At 51.6% G+C, this 22,955-nt stretch carries 15 protein-coding genes and 1 other annotated feature; of the genes, 4 read left to right on the top strand and 11 right to left on the bottom strand.

Annotation, left to right across the window (positions count from 1 at the left end; genetic code table 11):
* Nucleotides 1-294: 294 nt before the first annotated feature.
* On the bottom strand, nucleotides 295-1,167 hold the full coding sequence (gene metF / locus ACGG90_RS04680) for a methylenetetrahydrofolate reductase [NAD(P)H] (RefSeq protein WP_390406479.1): 873 nt from the start codon (nucleotides 1,165-1,167) through the stop codon (nucleotides 295-297).
* Nucleotides 1,145-3,427 carry a 5-methyltetrahydropteroyltriglutamate--homocysteine S-methyltransferase gene (gene metE / locus ACGG90_RS04675; RefSeq protein WP_390406476.1) on the bottom strand — a complete coding sequence of 761 codons (2,283 nt, stop codon included), beginning with the start codon at nucleotides 3,425-3,427 and terminating at the stop codon, nucleotides 1,145-1,147. The genes metF and metE overlap by 23 nt, the downstream gene beginning before the upstream one ends.
* Nucleotides 3,428-3,475: 48 nt before the next feature.
* Nucleotides 3,476-3,708: a binding site (T-box leader), on the bottom strand.
* A 241-nt stretch (nucleotides 3,709-3,949) separates the two neighbouring features.
* Here metE and ACGG90_RS04670 point away from each other — a divergent pair.
* From ACGG90_RS04670 to ACGG90_RS04655, 4 genes are all read left to right on the top strand, one after another.
* Nucleotides 3,950-4,759: an alpha/beta hydrolase gene (locus ACGG90_RS04670; RefSeq protein ID WP_390406473.1), complete on the top strand. Its 810-nt coding sequence runs from the start codon at nucleotides 3,950-3,952 to the stop codon at nucleotides 4,757-4,759.
* Nucleotides 4,760-4,978: 219 nt separating this feature from the next.
* Nucleotides 4,979-5,860, top strand: coding sequence for a class II fructose-1,6-bisphosphate aldolase (fba, locus tag ACGG90_RS04665; protein WP_390406471.1), 882 nt, complete (start codon nucleotides 4,979-4,981; stop codon nucleotides 5,858-5,860).
* 232 nt (nucleotides 5,861-6,092) lie between these two features.
* Nucleotides 6,093-6,653: a TetR/AcrR family transcriptional regulator gene (locus ACGG90_RS04660; RefSeq protein WP_390406468.1), complete on the top strand. Its 561-nt coding sequence runs from the start codon at nucleotides 6,093-6,095 to the stop codon at nucleotides 6,651-6,653.
* Nucleotides 6,654-6,748: 95 nt separating this feature from the next.
* Nucleotides 6,749-7,735, top strand: a complete 987-nt coding sequence (locus tag ACGG90_RS04655) for a DUF916 and DUF3324 domain-containing protein (protein ID WP_390406465.1) — start codon at nucleotides 6,749-6,751, stop codon at nucleotides 7,733-7,735.
* A gap of 68 nt (nucleotides 7,736-7,803) precedes the next feature.
* Here the strand turns inward: ACGG90_RS04655 and ACGG90_RS04650 are convergent, their stop codons facing one another.
* The 9 genes from ACGG90_RS04650 to ACGG90_RS04610 form a co-directional block, all read right to left on the bottom strand.
* Nucleotides 7,804-13,524 carry a SpaA isopeptide-forming pilin-related protein gene (locus ACGG90_RS04650; protein WP_390406462.1) on the bottom strand — a complete coding sequence of 1,907 codons (5,721 nt, stop codon included), beginning with the start codon at nucleotides 13,522-13,524 and terminating at the stop codon, nucleotides 7,804-7,806.
* Nucleotides 13,525-13,734: 210 nt separating this feature from the next.
* Nucleotides 13,735-14,430, bottom strand: a complete 696-nt coding sequence (locus tag ACGG90_RS04645) for a class A sortase (RefSeq protein ID WP_390406459.1) — start codon at nucleotides 14,428-14,430, stop codon at nucleotides 13,735-13,737.
* Nucleotides 14,423-14,974, bottom strand: a complete 552-nt coding sequence (locus ACGG90_RS04640; protein ID WP_390406457.1) for a DUF5067 domain-containing protein — start codon at nucleotides 14,972-14,974, stop codon at nucleotides 14,423-14,425. Before ACGG90_RS04640 ends, ACGG90_RS04645 begins: the two co-directional genes overlap by 8 nt.
* 600 nt (nucleotides 14,975-15,574) lie before the next feature.
* Nucleotides 15,575-15,991, bottom strand: a complete 417-nt coding sequence (locus ACGG90_RS04635) for a hypothetical protein (RefSeq protein ID WP_390406454.1) — start codon at nucleotides 15,989-15,991, stop codon at nucleotides 15,575-15,577.
* On the bottom strand, nucleotides 15,975-17,018 hold the full coding sequence (locus tag ACGG90_RS04630; RefSeq protein ID WP_390406451.1) for a DUF916 and DUF3324 domain-containing protein: 1,044 nt from the start codon (nucleotides 17,016-17,018) through the stop codon (nucleotides 15,975-15,977). Before ACGG90_RS04630 ends, ACGG90_RS04635 begins: the two co-directional genes overlap by 17 nt.
* A gap of 79 nt (nucleotides 17,019-17,097) precedes the next feature.
* A complete protein-coding gene (locus ACGG90_RS04625) occupies nucleotides 17,098-18,093 on the bottom strand; it encodes a WxL domain-containing protein (protein WP_390406449.1) in 996 nt (331 codons plus the stop codon).
* A 317-nt stretch (nucleotides 18,094-18,410) separates the two neighbouring features.
* Nucleotides 18,411-19,832 (bottom strand): helix-turn-helix domain-containing protein, encoded by a 1,422-nt coding sequence (locus ACGG90_RS04620; protein WP_390406446.1) that lies wholly within the window; start codon nucleotides 19,830-19,832, stop codon nucleotides 18,411-18,413.
* 990 nt (nucleotides 19,833-20,822) lie between these two features.
* Nucleotides 20,823-22,265: a helix-turn-helix domain-containing protein gene (locus tag ACGG90_RS04615; RefSeq protein WP_390406444.1), complete on the bottom strand. Its 1,443-nt coding sequence runs from the start codon at nucleotides 22,263-22,265 to the stop codon at nucleotides 20,823-20,825.
* Between the two features lie 9 nt (nucleotides 22,266-22,274).
* A complete protein-coding gene (locus ACGG90_RS04610; RefSeq protein WP_390406441.1) occupies nucleotides 22,275-22,940 on the bottom strand; it encodes a hypothetical protein in 666 nt (221 codons plus the stop codon).
* Nucleotides 22,941-22,955 lie beyond the last annotated feature (15 nt).

Genomic DNA, 22,955 nt, shown 5'->3' with positions numbered 1-22,955 from the left:
TCAAGGCATCTTACTGTGTTGTCGTCTAATCATGATGTTCGGCTCATTAATCAGGCCGCTTTGACTGGAATTGCCATTCAACCAAAAAACTGGCCTGTCAAAATTCGTGCATCATACTGCCCAATATCCTGCTTCAAATATCGAAGGAGCGCCGCCGCTTGCCCCGCGCGCCGAAGCGGCGCCGCTGCGGCATTGCGGCGTGATACTTGCGGCTAAGTGCGGGGCTGCTCCGCTCTGGGATACAAATAAGGACCTGTGAAATCCGTGCTACGGGTTTTCACAGGTCCTTATAATTTACGCGCGCACCAAGCTGCGGGTGGCTTGCACAATGCGGGCGGCAACCGTTGGATTATCCATGGTGTACACATGAATGCCATCAACGCCATGCACCAACAAGTCCACGATTTGATCAACGGCGTAAGCGATGCCGGCATCGCGCATGGCGATCGGATTGCCATCATAATGCGCCATCATCTCGGTGAACTTCTTCGGCAAGCTTACCCCGCCCATTTTGGCCATGCGCTGGATCTGGCGCTGGTTCAACACTGGCATGATCCCGGCTTCGATTGGCACCGTGATACCAGCGGCGCGGCAATTGGCCACAAAATCATAGAAGAACTGATTATCGAAAAACAGCTGTGAAATCAACTGCGTCGCGCCAGCATCGACTTTAAGCTTCAAATGCGCGATATCATCAGCCACACTGGCAGATTCCGGGTGACACTCTGGATAACAAGCCCCGATCACGTTAAAATCGCCATAGCTTTTGATATGGGCCACCAAGTCGTTAGCATGTGGGAAATCGTTGGCAACGCGGCCGCTTTTTGGAATATCACCGCGCAAAGCCAAGATATTTTCGATGCCATGCTTGGCGAATTGATCCAGCATATGATCCACTTCAGCACTGGTTAACTGTGCTGCTGGCAGGTGGGCGACTGGCTCGATGCCATATTCGCTTTTGATCAAACTAGCGATTTCCAAAGTCCCGGCTTGGCGCGTGGAACCACCTGCGCCAAAAGTCACCGACACGAAATCCGGCTCCAGCTGGCTCAAGGCGTCCATAGTGCCATAAATGCGGGTGAAGTCAATAGACGGTGCGGATTGGCGCGGGGGAAAGACTTCAAAGGAGATCACTTGATGATCATTAAACAGTTGGTTGACTTTCATGGGCGAGTTCCTTTCGTACGATCCGCGTGGCTTCAGCCAGGTTCTGCAAGCTGGCGATGGTTTCAGGTTCCTCACGCGTCTTGAGCCCGCAATCTGGGTTGATCCACACGTGATCCAATGGCACCCGCGCCAAGATCTTGTGAATGACATCGACAATTTCCTGTACAGACGGCACACGCGGCGAGTGGATATCATAAACCCCAGGCCCCACATGCGTTTCAAAATGCGTATCATGCAACACATCCAACAAGGTCAAATCTGCCCGAGATGCTTCAAAGGAGATCACATCAGCATCCAACGCATCGATGGCGTCGATGATATCGGCAAATTCGGAATAGCACATATGCGTGTGGATCTGCGTCGTTGGTTGGACCTTAGCGGCAGTCAAGCGAAACGCCGGTACTGCCCAATCAAGATATTGCGAGTACCAGTCCTTCTTGCGCAGCGGCAAATTCTCACGCAAGGCTGGTTCGTCGATTTGGATGATCTTAATGCCATTCTTCTCCAGATCCAACACTTCATCAGCTAAAGCCAAAGCAATTTGTTCAGTGGACAACTTAGCTGGCACATCGGCACGAGGGAACGACCAGTTTAAAATCGTCACCGGCCCGGTGAGCATGCCTTTGACCAAATGATCGGTTTGACTTTGTGCATAAACGGTTTCAGCCACCGTGATGGCATGCGGGCGAGACACGTCGCCCCAGATGATTGGCGGCTTCACGCCGCGGGTACCATAAGACTGGACCCAGCCGTTTTCGGTGAAGCGGAAGCCTTCTAGGTGTTCGCCGAAGTATTCGACCATGTCGTTGCGTTCAAATTCCCCATGCACCAACACGTCCAAACCCAAGTCTTCTTGGATCTTGAGCCAGCGGCGTTCTTCAGCGTGGTTGAATTCGGTGTATTGTTCGCGGGTGATTTCGCCTTTACGCAATTGCGCGCGGTTCTTGCGCACTGCGGCAGTTTGCGGGAATGAGCCGATGGTGGTCATTGGCAAAACTGGCAGGTTCAAAGTTTCTGCTTGCAGCTGCAAGCGGGTCTTGCGGTCTGGCTTGCGGGTGTAATCAGCCGGCGTAAGCGCCGCGATTTTGGCGTTTAATGCCGCATTTTCAACATAGCGCGGCTTGGCGAATAAAGCGGCATTCTGCTTGAAAGCCGGCGTGTCAGTACCGTTGGTGCGGATGGCATCTAAGTCTTTAAGCTCTTGCAGCTTCTCTTCGGCAAAAGCCAGATATTGCAATTCGTCAGCGGCAATTTTCGTTTCGTTGCGGGTGGTATATGGCACATGCAACAAACTGGTAGAAGTCGACAACACAGCGTTATCCGGCAGCTGCTTGATCAAGTCCAAGGCTTGTTGGTAGTTGGTCTTCCAAATGTTCTTGCCGTTGATCACGCCAGCATATAACGTCTTGTCTGCTGGAAATGGCGTGTCAGCCAACAGCTTCAAGTTGGCGGTGCGGCCTTCGTTAAAGTCCAAGCCGATCCCATCAAAGTCCAAACCCAACAGTGTGGTATAAGAATCACGCACATCGCCAAAATACGTTTGGGCCAAGACCTTCACGGCACCTTTGGCCGCTAAGATCGGTGTGTACAATTGCTTGAACAAGGCCAGATCTTCAGCAGTTTGGTCATAAACTAAGGCAGGTTCATCGATTTGCAGCCAAGCGGCGCCTAAGTCGTTGAAGCGGGCCAAAACTTGACTGTATGCTGCAATCAAATCAGCAACAAACTCTGCCGGCTTGCGCCCATCCAAGAAGCGGCTGAGGCGCAACAACGTGTATGGACCCACCAAAGTTGGGCGGGCATTGATGCCTTGGGCTTGGGCTTCTTTAAACTGGTCAAACAACTGCCAATTGCCTAATTGAATATGCGTGTCAGCATCAAATTCAGGCGTCAGGTAATGATAGTTGGTGTTGAACCACTTCTTCATCGGCAAAGCTTTCACGTCGCCGGTTTCGCCTTGGTACCCACGAGCTAAGGCAAAATATTCTGCCAAGTCGTCTAGGCCCAAATCGCGATACCGCTTCGGCACGATGTTCAACAGCTTAGCGGTGTCTAAAGTTGTATCAAAGAAGCTGAAATCGCCAGTTGGGATCTGGTCGATACCAGCGGCTTGGATCGTTGCCCAATTCTTGGCACGCAAGCCCTTGGCGGTTTCTTGCAGTCCTTGGGCAGTTAATTGATGCTTGAAATACTTCTGCGTGGCAAATTTCAATTCCCGATGTTCACCGATGCGCGGGTATCCAATAATCGTTGTAGTCATAATAATCTCCTCCTGATCAAAAGAAAAAAGCCGGCCTTGCGCGTATGCGTCAAGGACAGCTTTGCTGTGATACCACCTTGGTTTGCGCCGTGCTCACACATGACGCCTCAAGCGGTCAAATCGACCGCGACGCTGTAATGGGCGTACCCATGGCAGGCTAATTATTCGCCTGCCAAGCGCAACCAAGACCATCTTCATGTGGCCGTTCTTGTCGCCTTGCACCAATGGCAACTCTCTGTTAAGAACGGGGTTCACATTACTCATCTTTTAATCGCTTTTTTATGTTGGACTCATCATAACCACATTGGAATAGCAAGTCAACGAAATAGGCATCGTCTTTACCTATATGCGAGGATAGTTAATTCCTATAACGTCTTGGCAGCCTGATGTGACGCGGCTGGTTTGTGATCTTGCCGCACCGTTTGGCAATTTTGATATAATTTTTCTTTTAGTTTCGGTGGTTGTCAGTCCACAAATCGTGGCTCATGGTATACTCTTGGCCGACTAAGAGGAGATGATGCAATGCGCAAGTGGCTATGGGTGATCGGTTTATGTTTACTATTGATGATGCCTGCACCGACGCCGGTACACGCCGCAAGTACGCATCAAACGGTGACACTTTATCTGCATGGGCACCACGGCAATGGCCAATCAATGCTGCCGCTGATCCATGATGCCATGTGGCAAGCCCAAGCCACGCCGGCACTGGTGGCGGTAGTCAACAACGATGGCCAAGTCAGCTTCCGCGGCCGCTTGCCGGCCAATGCCAACCGGCCGCTGGTGCAAGTGATCTTCATGAACAATCACACTGTCGATTACCGCCAATTGCGCTGGTGGCTGCACAACGTCATGCAAGGCTTGGCCCAACGTTACGGCGTGCGGCAAGTCAACATCGTGGCGCATTCGTTAGGCAACACTGCCGTGGAATGGTATCTGTTGCGCTACGGTCGCCAGCCTGAGCTGCCGCGGGTGGTCCGTTGGGTCAGCATTGCCGGCAACTTCGACGGTATCCCCCGCATGCACATGCAGCCGCGCCACAACCGCATTGAAGCAAACGGCCGCCCGGATTTGCTTGCGCCACAATATCGCCAAGCCTTGTTAAAACGCCGGCACTTCCCGGCAGTGGCGATTTTGAATGTATATGGCGACTTACAAGACGGCTCGCATGCGGATGGGCGGATCTTGAACGCTTCAAGCCGCGCGTTGGGGTATTTGGTGCGCGGACAAGCCGCCAGTTATCAAGAGCAGCGCTTTGTTGGCCGCGATGCCAGTCATCGCCGCTTGCGCTTTAATCGCGATGTGGCTTTGGCGACAGATGCTTTCTTATGGTAGCTGTTTTTATGATTTTGCGTGAGGCAATCGGTTTCCTTTTTCATAAGTTAATGAGGTTTTTTCATGAGATAATCGCTAAGAAAGCGCCACCAATATTATCGTATCAAGGCTTGACCCCAAGCTTTAGGAAGTGCGATTTCCGCTACCCACTTCCTGAAAAACTATGTTAGAATGAAAGAGTAAAAAAATTCTGTTTTCATCTTTTAGGAGGAACTATACATGCCATTAGTACACGGCACTGAATTGTTTCAAGCTGCTCGCAAGGGTCACTACGCTATCGGTGCGTTCAACACCAACAACCTTGAATGGACCCGTGCGATCCTCAAGGGCGCGCAAGAACTCGGCGTTCCTGTTCTGATCCAAACTTCCATGGGCGCTGCAAAGTACATGGGCGGCTATGAACTTTGCAAGCAACTGATCGAAGCAACGGTTAAGTCCATGGCTATCACCGTTCCGGTTGTTATTCACCTTGACCATGGTGATTTCGAAGCTGCTAAGGAAGCTATTGCTGCCGGCTACAACTCCGTTATGTTCGATGGCCATGACCTGCCTTTCGAAGAGAACGTTGCTAAGACTAAGGAAATCGTTGCCTTAGCTCACAGCAAGGGTATCTCTGTTGAAGCCGAAGTTGGTTCTATCGGCGGTGAAGAAGACGGCGTTGTCGGCGAAGGCGAATTAGCATCTGTTGAAGAAGCTAAGACCTTAGCTGCCACTGGTATCGACTTCTTGGCTGCTGGTATTGGTAACATCCACGGCCAATACCCTGCTAACTGGAAGGGCCTGCACTTCGACCGTCTCCAAGAAATCGCTGACGCTGTTGACTTGCCATTGGTTCTCCATGGCGGCTCCGGTATCCCTCAAGACCAAGTCGAAAAGGCGATCTCCATGGGTATCTCCAAGCTTAACATCAACACTGAATGCCAACTCGCCTTTGCTAAAGCAACTCGCGAATACATCGAAGCTGGCAAGGACAAGCAAGGCAAGGGTTACGACCCTCGTAAGTTGCTTGCCCCTGGTACTCAAGCTATCACAGATACTTTTGAAGAAATCTGTGGCTGGATGGGCACTAAGAAGGTTAAGTTGGTTCCAGTCGAACTGTAATTTAACCTGCAATCAGCAACAATTCCTGTCGCCTTGTGCATCGCATGACTTGATAGGTGGTAGCCGTCTCTTAGGAGGCGGCTATTTTGTTGCGACAAAAATCCCGTGCAGCAATCACGCCGTTATTCGCGATTTGCATCCCCATCCCCTGTCGTTACACAAATCGTTTCTTGCATTCTTCCGCTATCAGGGTATATTCTAACTAATCATTACATATCCTTGGAGGCGCCTCATGGTCAAACACCGCACGCTTGATTCAGACAAAGTCCTTGCCGCAGCCCATGCCATCGTCATGACTTCAGGCCTCGCTGCACTCAACTTTCAAACACTTGCCCAACGTCTTGATATTCGCTCACAATCGTTGTATCACTATTTTCCAAACATCGAAGCGATTATCGAAACGCTAGGCGCACAGTGGATCAATGAGCTGCACACTTGCTTAACCAGTGATCTCGCCGGCCTGCACGGTCAAGCGGCTTTTTCGCGCTTTGCCGAGTTGGTTTATGACTACTTCACCGATACTGGCAAAATGGTGGAGCTGTTGAACCAAGTCCCGCATTGCGCGCCAGACAGTCCGTTCACTAAGGCGCTGCAAAACCTCGTTGGCTTGTTGAAACAGCAGGTGGCAGAAGTTAAGCTGCGCACAATGGACGAAGACGCTTTTGTCCAAGGTTTTATCAGCAGCGTGATGGGCTTCATCATGTTGGCCTTGATGAAGCTTCTGCCCAGCACACAGCGTCACAACGCCTATCAGCAAGTCATCGGAGTCTATCTGGCAGAAATCGTTGAATAACACTGCTTAGCGCCAGTTTTTCCAAAGATTTTTTACAAAAGTAGGTACGCACCAAGCCTCGATGCCTGATAAACTTGGGCTATGGAGGATTGCTTATGCTCAAGAAATTCTGGGCTTTCGCCTTGGCCGTGGGGATGTTGACACTAGGCGGCCAGTCGGTGCAAGCTGCGGCCACTGACTTTGCAGTGGCGCCGCAGCTGCCAGCCAATCAAATCGATCACAGTGTCCATTATTACTCGCTGCTAGTGCAACCTGGCAGCCAACAAGACCTCACCTTGCTGGTGCAAAATGGCGCCGCAACTGCTGCACGCTTCAAAGTCTCACCTAATCGTGCCACCACCGGCAGCGATGGCGATATCGACTATACGCAACACACCCCAGCCAAACCTGAAGGCCTGCCGCTGGATATCGAAACTTTGTTGCCTAAACCCAAAGTCTACACGATCCCAGCGCGGACGACTAAGACCTTGCACTTGCCGCTTAAAGCCCCAAAGACCGCTTTTGAGGGGATCTTATTAGGCGCGATCCGCGTGGAGAAATTAAGCAACGATCCCACCAAGCAAACCAATATTGCTTATACGATCGGCGTGCAATTGCAAAGCAGCCAGCAGCTGCCAGCTTCATCCCCTAAACTAGGCTTTGACGGCGTGAAGCTGACCTACACCACCACCGGTGCCCATGTTGCAGCAACAATCGACAACCCAGCTTCGATGATCCAATCCGGCCTCACCGTGCAAACCCATATTTACCGCAGGAAAACTCATCACCTCATCGCCCACCATCAACAAGCGGGAATCCGCATGGCACCGAATTCGCAGATGTTCGTGACAGCCGATAATGCCAAAGCCTTGGTCCCTGGTGATTATCAATTGGTGGTAAACGCCAACAACGGCGCAACGCAGTGGCATTTCACCCGAAACTTCTCGATCAAATCCAATCTGCTTAAATCCACGGCGGCTAAAGATCCTGCCACGCCGAACAGCCAGGCGCTGCCGGCTTGGCTCACGGTGATGTTACTGGTCATCGCACTTTTGCTGGCGGCAATTGTTTGGTCCTTAGTCCGTAAGCGGCACCGTCAATAATCAACCAGCCCCCGCTAGCCAACACAAAAAGCCTCGTCCAAATTTTCTGGACGAGGCTTTCGTGTTCATCAAGGTGCAGCGATAACATCCCAAGTCATTGGGGCTTGGTAGTTGGCATCGATCTTCTCGACATTGTCGTTAAGGATCAATGAAATCTTGCTGATATTCCAAGTGATGTCATACACACCAGCAGCGCTGTTGTCGCCGGTTTTGACCATATCCATGCTGCTTTGCGCTTGATTACTTAACGGCAACTGCGGTGTGCCGGTAGTGGCATGAGCGCTGGAAAGATCAGTCACCGTCCCACTTTCATCAGTATGCTTGACAGTCGGGAACTGGCCAAAACTCATCAAGGCATCGGTTAGCGCACCGCTGCCGTCTTCAGCATTTAACGCGCCAATATCAAGTTTCAAGCGCCAGCCGTTGGCATAAGTGCCTGTTTGGGTCACTTTGGCACTGATTGTGCCGGCAGTTTCATCGGTTGCTGTTGACTTGTTGTAGTCTGGATCGGTCGAATCAAACTTGCTGGTATCGTATTGCGCCTGCAAGTCAGTTGCGGCATTTGAAGCTAACAGCGGCAACGTCTGCTGATCCGAGCTGAATGACTGCGCCTTACCAAAGTTAAAGGAATTTGGTACATCGTTAAGCATCAAGTGGTTGAGCTGCTGGGTGAAGTAATAGGTAATTGAACTGCCACCTAAGGAGTAGAGCCAGGATTCGATCGATAATATCGAACCATTTTTCACGACTTTGTTGAAACTAGCAGCATTATTACTATCCGCAATGATATTATCCGGAGGGGTTGGCATATAGCCGGCGCCAGTCGTGTAAAGAAAGTCCATGGTGTCTGCGTTAGGCAAGTAGCCATCTACCAGGCCATCTTGTTTGATTGTCACCATTGCTGTCCCATTCGGACCGAGCAAATCTTTCTGACCTAACAATGTATTTGGATCAGGTAACACCAAATCCCCGTTGCCATCCGTCTTTAATGGCACCTTGGCTGAATATTTACTGCCATTGACGGTGAAGTCCATGCTAAAGGCCACGCCGCCGATGCCTTGCCCAATCTTGTTATCTGAAGAAATGGCTTTGGCATGCACACTGTCTTTGCGCAACAGCGCCTTCAGCCCGCCTGTTGGAACCTTTGGATCCGTTGCATGATCAACCACCATCCGATCGCTTTGCTTCATTACGTCACTGCTCTTATTCTGATCACTTTCAGCACCGCCATTATAAATGGTAAAGCCAGCACCAAACGTGAAGCGGACAATGCGATCAACTGGATTGGTATATTGACCATCACCGTCAACTGAAACTCGTACGTCCACGTTACCAGTCATTTTGTCGGCGCCTAGACCTAATACTGTCGCGATTTGCTTAGGGGTAACATTGACCTTGCCTGATGCATCAGTGGTTAAGGTCAACGGTGTACCGCTTGTGCCACTCGGATTGGTCAACGTCACATTAATATTGCCCAAGGGCGATTCACCAGTGGCATCGGGGCTGCGAAAGGCGGTACTGAGCTGGTAGACTTCTTTCTTATCAGCAACGGTTACTGCCCCGTTTTTGCTTGGATCTGGGGTCAAGTTGCCTTGCGTTGAACCTTTAAGCACCGCAGCTGATGTCCCAGCACCGACGCTTTGAACGGCTTTGTCCGCGACACTCCAGCCAATACTCATGGGATTACGATCATCAGTAAACTTGCTGTAGCCATCAGGCGCTTTGGTTTCCACGATCCTAAAGACGCGCACACCGGTGATCGGCGATGGGCCAACGTCTACTGTCGCCTTCCCATCAGCGTCAGTCACGGTACTTGTGTAGCTTTGCTTAGTCAACACCTTGTTCACGTACTCAGTCAGCGTAAATTGCGCGCCAGCCAATGGTTCTTTCGTGTCGGCATCGACTTTCTTGATGTTGACGATGTTGGACTCGGCGGGTTGCTTGGCATCACTGAACACCAAGGTGCCGTTGTCGCTGCCAAGCACCTGCTTGCCATCGGCCATGATGCTGTTTGCTTTGGTGCTGGTATCATTGGCTGACCACATTGAGCCAATACCTTGATCAGCCGTCCAATTAAAGACGTAATGGTTGGTGTTAAGCGCATAGCCATCAGGCGCCGTTGTTTCAACAATATCAAACGTACCGCTGGTCACACCTTTATCCAGCGTCACCTTCACGATACCATCGGCATCTGTCGCAGCTGTCTGGTAGGTTTTGACGGTTGTGGTGTCAGTTTCACTCTTGCGTTGGGTGACGGTAAAGGTGGCCTTGGCCAGCCCAGTGTTCAAATCACCCACAGGCGTCTTCTTGATCGTTAAAGTCGCCGGAGGGGTCTCTTTCTGGTCAACGATCCCCAAAGCACCACCCAAAGCATACGCAGTGGTATCGACATTCGCCTTAAAATCACTGCGCGTCTTGCTGACACCAGTCACACCTTGAGCAGCATCCCATTGGACATAGTAATCTGCCGCTTTGGTGTAGCCGGTAGGGGCTGTGGTTTCGCTGACTTTGAAGATACGCGTTTGATGCGCTTGATCAGCATCGATCGATACATTCACCATGCCATCGCTGCCTGTGGCATCAGACTCAGGATAAGCCTTGTCGTTGGTGACATCAGTGATGGTAAACTTAGCGCCGGCAAGCGGCGTGGTGCCATCTTCAGCGAACTTCTTGATCTTGAAGTCTGCAGTAGTTGGGGCCTTGGTTTGCTCATCCGCTAAGATCAAACCGCTTGTGCCATTGACATCGGCCACCTTGAGATTGCCTGCGGTTTTTTCTGACGTTGCCGCCGGATCGGTACCGACCCCGGTGACGCCTTCAGCCTTGGTCCAATAGAAGTAATACGTTGTCGGATCAGCTGTGTAGCCTTCAGGCGCAGTCGCTTCTTTGATCGAAAATAGGCCTTCGCCAACCTTATCTTCAGATAATTGAATATCCCCATTAGCATCAGTTGCCGGGTCGTCTTTGGTGGCCAAGCTTTCGACGACCTTCGGATTAGCAGGGGCATAGAGGCGATTGACTTCGAAGGTCGCGCCTGCTAAGCCAGTATCGCTGCCGACTGCCGTTTTGCGAATATTAATGGTGCCAGCCAGTGCCGCCTCATCCTGCTCGTCAGTAAATTCCAAGGTGCCATCACTGGCGATGGTTAAGGCGCCATCACCTTTAGGATTGTACGCGCCAGGTTGCGCGCCGTTAACTTTGGCGACTCCTTCGATTGTGTCTTTATCGTCCAGCTTGATCTGATAGGTGTTCTTGTCGAGCAGGTAGCCGTCAGGTGCTTGCGTTTCCTGCAGTGACACAACATTATTGTTGTTGGTGATTGCCGGTACCGTAGTGCTAAGGGCATCCCCTAGTGCTGGCAGTTCAATGCTGAGGGCACCATTGGCATCTGTGGCAGCAAATTCTTGGGCACCAGCACCGTCGCCAGTGCCAAGCCATGCCTTGAATTTGGCTCCAGCCAAGCCTGTGCCAGCATCATTTACCTTCTTGAGGCTGATCTTACGCTTTGGTGCATTCTCATCAACATCATTGGCAAAGACCAGCTTGCCATCTTGCACCGCCAACACACCGTCGTCAGTTTTGGTCTTAAAGACGTCTTCTTGGCCGCCGACCCATTTGGCCACGCCGACAACACTGCCATCGGCATTTACTTTGACGTCGTATTGATCTGGAACCGTCACATATCCGGTTGGTGCTTTCACTTCTGCCAACGAGATCACACGCCCAGTACCGGTTGCAACTCCTAATTTAATCGACAATTGGCCGGTTGCATCAGTGACCTTGTCATCATTTTCAGAGCCTGGATCGATCGATACTCCGGTGAACGGATTCATTACCGGCTTCACGATGACACCAAAATGCGCACCAGGCAGCGCTTCTTTGGTTTCGCTGCTGATCTTTTGCAAAATGATAGCCTTAGGGGCGGTCGAACCTGTTGGCAAATCACTGAACTTGATCACATTGCCCGCCAAAGCAACCATCCCATTGGCACTGGCGGTACTGGTGAAGCTGGTAAGGTCATCTTCTGCATAACCTAACGCCACCTTGCCAGTTGGTGAAATCAGCATTTGATACTGCTGATCATCTTTCTGGTAGCCAGCTGGAGCCTTGGTTTCTTGGATGATAAACTTGCGGTTGCTGGTGGTTGGCTTACCCAAATCAACCGTGAACTCGCCGCCGCTTGTTGTTTTATCGGCAAGCTTTGTCTGGGTACCATTAACACTCTCGTAAATGGCAAAAGTTGCCCCATCAGGCGGCGTCTTCGTGCTGGCGGCATCCCCTTTCTTCACCGTTAACGTGCCACCGTTGCTGCCATTGCCGCCTTTGCTTGGATCGCCAATTGGGCCGCTGCCCTGCGGCATGTCGTTAAACATCAACATCCCAGCGTGGGCGGTATCATCGGCTTTGGCCACGCTAATGACTTTCTCGCCTGACGCCACGGCAGTCACAGCTTTGGTAGTACTTTGCCAGGTAAACTTGTGCATCTGCGTATCCAACGCATACTTGACGGTCGTACTTGAACCAGTTTCTTTGCCTTGCGTGTCAACTTGTTTCACCGACTTGGTTGGCGCAACGGTTTCTTTGATGTTGTATTGTTGGTCTGCGCTTGCTTGATCTAAGATCACAGAAGTATTGCCATTGGCATCCGTAGCCGCAGTTTCTTTGGCCGCAGTTTCTGCTTGGTCAGAACCCCACACCTTGAACTTCGCGCCGGCCAATGAATCGCTGGGGTCGACCATGCTGCCTTTGTGGATCTTGATCGTTACCGGCTGCTTAGGTTCGGTGATCTTAACTGAAGCGCCTGTGCCTGTGGCTAACGACTTAGGCTGATCACCTTGAGTTGTACTGCCCAGATAACTTGGTGTCAGCTTCACGTTGTCAATCGCCTTGTTAGCTTTCAGTGCAATGAAGGCTTGCGGCTGGCCTGTAGTACCCTTGGGCCAAGCAAAACGAAGCGCTCCATCAGTGTAAATCAACAAACTAAGCGTGGTGTTATCTTTGGCATAGGTATACGTGGTATATCCTGTACCAGGCGCAGAACCCGCGGCTTGAAAACCGTGTTTCTTCAATAACGCATCAGTCCCCGCCTGATCAAAAGTCAAATATTGGCCAGCCGGATCTTGATCCAAGCCCACCTCAACATCGCGGTATTGATCAACAGGATAGTTGGTCAAATCTGTAGCCAGTTGGTAATTGACTGTGTCCCCCGCGGTTACAGAACTGGCTTGTCCATCCGCAAGCGTTAATTTCAACGCATCGCCAGTCAGAGGCTCTGGTTTCACCGGCGGCAGATCAACTTCACCAATTTCATGACCTTGATTATCTGTCCCCTTAAAATTACCTTTCCCCGTCACGGCAAACAACACTTTAAAGCTCCAAGAGGCCGATGTTTCCTTGGTCATCGTAAAGACGACCTTGCCCTCTTTGGTCGTAGGATCTTTAGACCATTGTGCTGTGGCATAATTCTTCCAAGAATTATCATCACTTTGCAATGACTGAACCGAGGTAATGCCTTCCGTCCAGGTGATGGTTATCTGGTCGTCCTTGTGATAGACGGCATGGCCTCCCACCGTTAAAGCCACAGCATAACTAGAACGCTTGCCGTCTGCGACTTCTTTTCGAACTGTACTCAAATCATCTGGGATCGATAATGTTACGTTGGCATCGCTTGTCACCGCAGTCACCAATGCCAATGGCGCAGCACCCATCTGCGCAATAATCGTGACGATCGTGGCGAAGATGTAAGCAAAACGCGTCACCACGTTAAATTTTGAATGTTTCTTCTCCATTGTTTGCATCCTCCCACTCTCCATTACCCACTCGTCATTGTTCCGCCTGCGCCTGTGCAGGTGGTCGCGATCAATATTCATTTCGTTTCCCTCCAACCCATACGCAGCCGTTCATTACTTTAATCATACCGAATATTTCTGCGGATATTTTCCAACAATACTAAAAAATCTTTATGGTATTTGGTATCAACCAAATGGGCAAATAACGCGTCAAGCCGGCTTGTCGATCAGCTTCTTTAACGCGCTTGGCGCTGAATTGAAACTGAACGTTTGCACCAAGCGCCCGCGCACCAGCAGCCGCCCAGCGCCATCATCATCACACGTCACCAAAGTCAGCGTGGCTTGCGTGGTGGGATCAAGCACCGACACTTGCGTTGCTTTGATATAGCGGCGTTCGTACAGCTGATAAGCATAGATCTTGTTCATATCGGTGACATATGCCACCATGCCGACGCTGGACTTGACTAACGGGCCAAACAATACCGTTTCGTCTTGGGCCATGTGGTGGCCGGCCAAAGCATAATTGTCCTGTCCCATACGCTGGTTCTCGATCAAAGTCCCTGCGGCAAAAGCCAGCTCGGCATTGCCCACGCCTAACGCGATCGGCAAATTCAACCCCACTTGCGGCATCACGATCTTGCCTACCGCGCCAATGTTGTGCTTGGCGACTGTGGCCGCACTCAACTGGGCCAGCGACAAAGGCTTCACATCATCAAAGGCGTAAGTGGCCGGCCGCGCCTGCTGCTTGGCTTTGGCGGCATGCACCGTTTCGGTGGTGACCACAATGCGGTTGTGCCGCACCAACAACGCCGAAAGCTGATCTTGAAACAAATACAAACTCAACGCACCAGCCAAGACCACCAAGCCGATCGTCGTCAACAACATCTTTAATTTTGCTTTATTCATTGGCAGCCACCGCCTTTAACGTCCACGGTTGAATACTTAAGCGCTGCTTACCATCAACCAATAAGGTCACCGGTCGATTGCGGCTTTCTAGACGAAACAACGCCAACACCCGCGCGCTTTGGTCGGCTTTGAGCTGGATTTGACCATTTTCTTGATAGTTCTGGTTCAAGAAACTCAACCTTTTGTCTGGCATGGTCGTTTCCGCCAAGATGCTGTTGGTGCCGGCATCGGTTTGTTGGACAAAAGTCACCGTGTTATCAAACACATACTGCGGCAGCGCGGCGACTTTGCCCTTATTGTGCATGGCGTAGCTGACGACTAAGGTAGGACGGTTCAAGAAATCTTTGCCATAGTAATAATGGAACGCCTCGATTTGCAACTTGGGGCTTTTAGGCGGGCGGGTAGGCAGCGAAGGCGTGCCGATCACCGTTTTCTCCGGTTGAATGTGTTGGGCACTCCAATAACTGAAGCCAAATTTCGCGCCAGCCCCAATGGCTAGGGCCAACACCACCACGGCCAAAATGAGATTAATTCGTCGCCACATGCTGCTACCCTCCTTTCCCACACTTAGACTCGTCAACGAACACCGCCATGTTCGGCGGTATTCGTCGAGCTCCGCACCCCAACGCGATCGCGTATAAGCTGTCCCGAGCTTATGACAAAGACCGCCATTAGCTCGGGCCATCTTATACACATCGCTAAGTTCGGGCTGCTCCGCTTTGGCCTCTTCGTCGAGCTCCGCACCCCAACGCGATCGCGTATAAGCTGTCCCGAGCTTATGGCAAAGACCGCCATTAGCTCAGGCCATCTTATACACATCGCTAAGTTCGGGCTGCTGCGCTCTGGCCTCTTCGTCGAACTCCGCAGCCCAACGCGGCGTGATGTAAGTCGTGACGCCGCTTGGGCATAAACCGCCCAAACGTCATCCCGCCTTATATCCACCGCTAAGTGCGGGCTGCTGCGCTTTGGGTTTTTCGTCGTCGAGCTGCGTGGCGCATCGCGGGTGCAGTTAGCTACACTATCGTACTCGAGGCAAAGAACGCCTCAAGCACGATAGCTACGCTAACTGACCCGCTAAACGCGCCACTGCGCTCTGGTTCAAAAAAGCGCTGGGGCACCGGTATTCCGGGCACCAGCGCAATGCTTAACTCTGTTGGTTTTGTTTGAAAGCACTGACCACCAACATCAAGGCCATGGCGATGACACTGAGTACCGTGATACCAGACATTTCAACGGTGCCGGTTTGCGGCAGCGTTCTGCGCGCTGCTTGGGCAGCAGTCGTCTTTTCTGGCGTGGCTTTAGTGGTTGTCGTTGCTTTCTTTGTTTGCTCAGGGGTGGTATTGACCACGACCTGCTTAGTCGGTTCTTCGCCACTGGTGTCAGGCAAGTTCACCCGACTGTTGTCATCCAATGGCAAGTCCGGATCAGCCGGATTCAATGCGTGGTCCGTAAAGGAAACCGCCGCGTTGCTTTGGTCAGCCGCCTGAGTTGGCAACAGTGGACTAAGGCCAATGCCGGTTGCCACCAGCATCACAGCCCAAACTTTAGGCTTGGTCTTCACTGGTTTGTGCCTCCTTTCGGCGTCGTAACAGTAAAATGATAATCACGATCAACAGTAGCAAGATCACAATGACGATCGCATAAACCCACCATGGCACCCGATAGTTGGCTAAGGTGTATTGCGCCGCTTGGATCGCGGAAACATGGAAGTTCTTGGTGAATTTCCAGGTTTGGGCGCTGTCAAAAGATGGATCCGTCGAGTTATACACCATGTGCATGGTGTAATCACCCGGGGCGATTGCGCCAGTCCATGGCACCTTCACCGTGAAGCGTGAATTTGGGGCGACAGTAGAGCTGTTAAAAGTCACGGATTTGAGCACGCGATTCTGCCCTTGTTTCGTTACCGTAGCTTCAAGCTTCCCATTGCGTAAGGCACTTTGCTTGGGGTTTTGCAGCGTGGCGTTGACTTGGGTATTCACGATCGAATGCGTCAAAGTCGCTTTACCGGGACTTTTCAGCGCGGGTAAAGTTGTGGACCCATTCGACAAGCGCACCCCGATGCCATAAGAATAGGTGTTGGTAACCGCCCCTTTGGCCGCTTTGGTTTTGGTCGGGCGAATGTTGATCTGTCCTAACAAATACCCTGCCAGCTTGGCTGTAGGCATCTTCAACGGGACATGATACGTGGCGGTTTGATTGGCTGGGATCTTGATGTGCTGATAAGCTTTCGGAATGCTGACTAAAGTTGGCATCGGGTAGGCCAAACTTTCGTCGTAGTGCTTATTGCCGCCTGAATAATCGATTTGCGCGTTATCGCCGGTTGCCGCAGCCGCCACGGTCACGCTCACTTCGATTGGCTGATCAGAAACGTTGCCCAGCTTGAAGGCCATTTCCGTTGATTGCCCCGGAGCCATTTCGAGGTCGAAGTAGCTCTTGGCCTGGGTCGCTTGATATTGATTAAGCACAGGCGCCACTCGCAGCGGTACTGCCTGCTGATTTGTTGCCGCTGCGGCGCTATGCGGGGCATACACCCCAAATAACGCAGCCGCCAAGCCACCCACTATCCAATAAAGCCACTTTTTCCCCATGGTCTCACACTCTTTCGGTTCAGTTGTCAATGTCGATCAAGTCTCGCAACAGAAATTGGGTGAAGTTGCGAAACTGTGATTATTCAGTCTTATCTGGTGTAGTCGTTGTTGTTGCTGCTGCCGGAGCCGCTGCATCTGTCTTGGCTGGCGTAATTGGGTTAGCAGAAAGATTCCAGTCGATGTTTGCCGTGAAGCTGCTTGCAATGATCTGACTGCCTGGCACCTTCAGCGTAACGTCACTGTCTCTCCAGATCTGTTGCGTTGGGCCGGTAACTTTAGAAGTCTTGTACGTTTGTGCATCGCCACCGGCAGTCAGCGTCATGTCCGTCAATGCACCTTCAGCACCACTGATCTGATTCCAGGCATTGGAATCGCCATCCTTGATGATGTTTTGCTGCATCCCTTTGGTGAACGCAATCGTTGCCCCTTCCAGCTTGTTGCTGTTGCCATCGGTGAAGTCGCTCAACTTGGCACTTAATGACCATTCAGGCTTCAACGGATCAATATTCATCACTTGCGTACCGATAACATATGCATTCTCAACCTGGCTGTTACCTTGAGCATCAGTAGTTGCAGATGGGCTGTCCTTAGCGATCGCATCGCGGGTATCATCAGAATCGCCGTGCAACAGCGTCATCGTTTGATCCCCACCGGTAATTTTGTTATCACCGAAGTTTAAGATCCGCGGAATCGCAACTAAGCGCAGATAACCAGTATCGTTGGTGCCATTACCTGGGTTGTCTGGCTTGTCATCCGGATCACCTGGGTTCCAAGGGCCTTCATCATCAGAGGCGCTGAAGGAGACATAGGCGTGACCAGTTGCCGTGACGTTCTTTTCGCTATCAGATTTTGCATTGTTCGTCACTTCAACTTCTTTAGTCAAATCTTCACCAGTGTTTGGATCATTGGTTGCAGGCGTATCGTTGTTAGTTTTGTCGGCGGTATCTGTTGACTCAGTCGTCGCTGCCGACGTCTCGCCTTCAGCGAATACCGTCGTTGCAGTTGTGAACGCGCCGCCACCCAAGGCGATGGCAGAGAATAATGCTGCTGCGCTTAACTTAAGCTTGTTTGTCATGATCAATTCCTCCAATGTATGTCATCTCACCGCCTCCGCACCCAGCAGAATTGGTTTTCCTTACTTGATGTCTATATTATATTAAGAATTTAGCTTCAAAAATTTCACATTTATATAAAATGCTTTAGTAAATTTGGAAAGTATAGTCTTTATATTCGCTTGTCGGAACAAATCAGCGGATAAAAATAACGTTTCACCTGCACGAATACTTACAGACAAAACGTTTCTCTGGCTAAAAGCGATATTTCTATCATCAATCAAACTGACAGGCAGCGTGGCCGCCGACAACAAATTGCATAAACAATATTGCTGATAATTCAAGCGTGCAACTTCTCTTGGCGCCGATCTACCAGCTTAGCAATCAAGCGTTCCCGATAAGACGCGATTTCCAAGGCGTCGGGATACCAGTTGAAGCAATCGATTTGATCCATGTCCACACCGGTATCGATGGTCAAATCCGAGCCATTGGGCACCACTTGCGCCACCCATGGCACGGCGTTGATGAAGTCATCAAGCTGCTTGTAGCCTTCCGTGGCCGGATCGATCGCCAACACCACTTTCACCCGCTTGGTGGCTTGTTGATAATCCTGGGCCAAGCGCACCGCTTCTTGGGCATAACGCGCGGCGTGGACTTTAAACACCGCATAAGCCGGCGTATCCGGCAATGCCAACAGCGCTTCAACCACGGCTTGTTGGCCGGCTTCATCCACTGGCTGATCCCCGCCGGAAATGAAGTCTTCAGCTTGCGGAAAGTCGCCGTGACACACCACATAACCGGCACTGAGGCGCAATAAGTTCAGGTGCAAGTCCGCGTCGATATCACCGAAGCTGGCTTGATACAACACAGCGCTGACGGTATCGACCACGGTCATCGTCAATTCATCAGACAACACCGCCATTTCAATCGGCAGCTCTGCCAGCGGCCGTGAAATTGCATCAAAGCGCGGCTGGCTGATTTGATAGTAATTGTAAAAGCTCATATCCAGCCTGGTGAACGGTGCCTTGGGTTGCCCTTTGCGCAGGCCCAATTGCGTGACTCGCGTATCAAAATCCCGCAGCCAAGCACTACTGGCAATATGGCCGCCTTTGCCAATGCGCAAGTGCGAAATCGCCAAGAAATATTGCATCTGCGTTTGCGTGATCGGCCGATCATTGAAGATCCCGATTTGATCGCATTCAGCATGCAAGTCTGCCGGGGTGATCGGGTCAAAAGGCCACTGGCAGCCGCGAAAGATCCACCAATAAATGCTATACAAGGTGTAACGCAACACGGTTTCAGGGCCGGTGAAGCGCATTTTGGTCAATTGCACCTTGAGGCCGTATGCTTTCATCAATTGGTTGAAGGTATGCAGCTTGCGCGACACCGTTGAACGGCTGACATAGTCGATTTCACAAAACTGCATGAAACTCGGCGCCGGTGCCCGCAAAACGTAATCAACGAAGTGAAACGTCATGCTTTGCTTGACCAGATAGATGCGGTATTGATCCAAGCTCGCCGGCAGCTGCCGTGCTTCAAGCAGCGCCGTGCGCACAGTTTTGCGCGACTGGCCGGTCAAGTCCACGATATCTGCGAGAATTTCTTGGAAAACGTTGTATGTTGGCTGGTATTTGTGTGGCCACATGCCAGCCAAGTCCGTGATCGTCACGTCTTGCACATATGGCCGAGCCAGTAGTTCATAAAGGCGATATTTCATCAGGTCTGATTTTTCTAAGAATACTGTCGCATAATCAATGTCCATTGCCCCGGCCCCCCTCTTTGATTATGAATATACCGAAAATATACCCGTCGTGCGCTTCACGATTTATAAACTTTCTTGTATAAATCTGGAATTGTCCCCATATATGCCGTTATTGCCCACCACTCACGCGTGTATAAGCTTGGTATCACTGTGGTACGATGTTAACAAATGTTGATTTAAGAATCGCTTTACAGCGGCAATCTTGGCCGCTTATTGCGATAAAGCACACACAATCGGTACCCATAGCAGCCAACAAAGCGACAATCACTTAGCAATCTTGCCCAACGAAATAATGATATTCATTTATAAATTCTTGAACTCAACAAACGGTCTAACCAACCTCCCGTCAGACATTGCGTCATCAGTCCCAACAAGCCTTCAAAATGCCCACTCGGCTCCGCAACCCGTATTGATCAGTGAGCTTATCACCAAAGGATCGGCGGTGCGTAGGCGCGTGGTGCGGCAAGCCGGTCAGGCCGTGAAACGATCAGCACAGTGAAACAAGCGTACTTTGCTTGATTCGCTGTGCTGATCGCGGCAAATTCAGAGACAAGCAGGCGAGCCAAGCGAGCGCTTGGCTCTGAATTTAGGCGTAAAACACGCGCCCTTTGCGTGGTTGAAGCCGGCCGCACCGCCTGCACCGACTTGCCGCACCACGCACCGAAGCGGCACCGATCCGACCTTTACCCCATCACATAAAAAAAAGCCCGAGCTTAAACTCAGGCTGCCATCTTATTCACCGCTAAATGCGCTTTGCTTCGCTTTGGTTTTTCGTCGAGCTGCGCAAAGCAACGCGGCGCGATATAAGCTGTGACGCCGCTTGGGCCAAAACCGCCCAAACGTCATCCCATCTTATATCCACCGCTAAATGCGCTTTGCTTCGCTTTGGTTTTTCGTCGAGCTATGCAAAGCACCGCGGGTGCAATTAGCCTAGCCCCCGCACTCGCGGCACAATTCGCCGCAAGCACGAGGGCTAGGCTAATTGACCCGCTAAATGCGCTTTGCTTCGCTTTGGTTTTTCTTTTGTTCATGGGTGTCCACGAGCTTTTGGATCAAGCTTTCACGATACGTGCTCAGTGAGAATGCATCGGGATACCAAAGAAAATCATCTGCTGAGTGTTTGGTATCCGGACAAACAATCGTCAGATCCGGCTGCCGTGAATCCACTTGCGCCACCCACGGCACACAAGCCACAAAACCAGCCAACTCGCGATACCCTTCCATACCTTGATCCACCGCGAAATCAACGTGCAAATACCGCGTCGCGTCAGCAGCAACATGATAAGGCCCCATCAAGCGCACCACAACTTTCTCAAAGAACGCTTGATCTGTGCGAAACGGGTCATATACCGGCGTTTGCGGCAAAGCGGCTACCGCTTGGCGCACTTGCTCGACAATACCTTGTGTATTCAACTTGATCCCGCCGCCCAAATAATCTTGCGCCTGCGGGAACGGGCCGGATACAGCTAACATGCCGCCGATCACCCGCAACAAGTTCAAATACAAATCATCATCAAAATCACCAGACTCAGGTTGATACAAGGCCACGCTTAATGCATCCAGCACCGTTTGGGCGTTATCATCCATCAGCACCGCCGCTTCTTTGGCCACATCTTCTGGCGTGCGCGTGCGGGCATCAAAGCGCGGCTGACTGACTTGAAAGAAACTAAACGCCGCGGCATCCAGCCAATTCAACGAAGGATGCAAGCTGCCTTGCGTCATCATCAAATCCGCCACCACCTGCGCCAAATGCTTTAAATACGGCGTTTGGACGATGCGATGATTTTTGCCCACGCGCAAATGCGTCACTGCCAGAAAATATAGCCGCTGCAAGTCTGCAAGCGGCTCTGGCGGCTGGATACACATGGCCTGGGCTTCTTGACACAGCTGGTCTTTGGCGATGTGTTCAAATACCCACGCCACCCCGCGATGGGCCCACCAATACATGGTGTATAGAAAATAGCGAATATTGAGCTCCGAACCGACAAAATCAAACCGCGCCAGGCGAAAGCGAATATGATATTGCGCCAGACATTCATTGAGTGCCCGCAGTTTCCTGGAAATCGTCGAACGGCTGATAAATTCCTGCTCACAAAACTGAGTCAGGCTAGCCGCCGGTGCTTGTACCACATAATCAACCAAGCGGTACAACAACGCATGATTGACCAGAAACGAGCGATACACGTCCACGCTGACTGGCAGCTGCTGCGTCGACAACAACATATGCCGCGCATCTTGGCGCGGCTGACCGGATAACTGCTCCAGGTCATCCAATAATTCTTGGAACACATTATACGTTGGCTGATACTTGCTGTGCAGCTCGTTAGCCAGATCAGAAATCGTCACATCCTTGATGTGCGGCCGCGCCAACAATTTGTACAGCTGATACTTCAACCCATCGGCACGCTCCAAGAAGAGTTCTGCATAGTCCATACCCGCCCCTCAATCCAACTCAGTGAACACAAATACCCCGCCAGTTGCGTTGTCGGCAACTTGCCTCAACGGCGGATCAAACAGCGCCACCACCCCTGGATCTGCTGCTTGCCACCCAGCGTAATGCAGCGCCGAAGCTGCCGGCAGCGGCGCTTGCGCCAACGGTGCCAAACCCGCCGGCTGCATGACAAATGCCGACAGGGTCGAGGCATGTTTCATTGGCCAACCATCCAGCAATTGGCTAACGGCAGGATGATGCAAGCCGGACACGAAGTCAAACACCTCGTCTGCTGGCACCACCAGCCACACCGTAGCCCCGGCGATCGGTTGCACCCCGCGGCTGACTTGGCGCAACACCGCCGGGGTGAGCTGCCTTTTGCCAACGACTAGCAAGCACATGGGCTGCAAGTGCGCCGCGCGGCTTTCGTCAACAAAACGCGCCACCGCGTCTGCGTTAATGTGCAAGTCATCAGCGCGTTCACCCAGCTTGATGACATTCAAGGCGACATCACGCGCGGCCCCTTGCCGGCGCAGCTGCCAATAATACGGCTTAGTTGCGTCAGTCGGCCCCAAGTGCACGATCACACTGTGGGCGGGCTTTGGCAGCGCCGTCAAAAGCTGTTCCGGTGTAAATTCATTGCTGCGCTGTTGGCGCCAATTCTGCCACCACCCCATGGCCGTCCTCCATTG

The organism is Lacticaseibacillus jixiensis (genome assembly GCF_042847315.1).
Taxonomy (GTDB): domain Bacteria; phylum Bacillota; class Bacilli; order Lactobacillales; family Lactobacillaceae; genus Lacticaseibacillus; species Lacticaseibacillus jixiensis.
The sequence above is the reverse complement of the archived record's forward strand: the minus strand, read 5'-3'. Positions and strand labels throughout refer to the sequence as shown.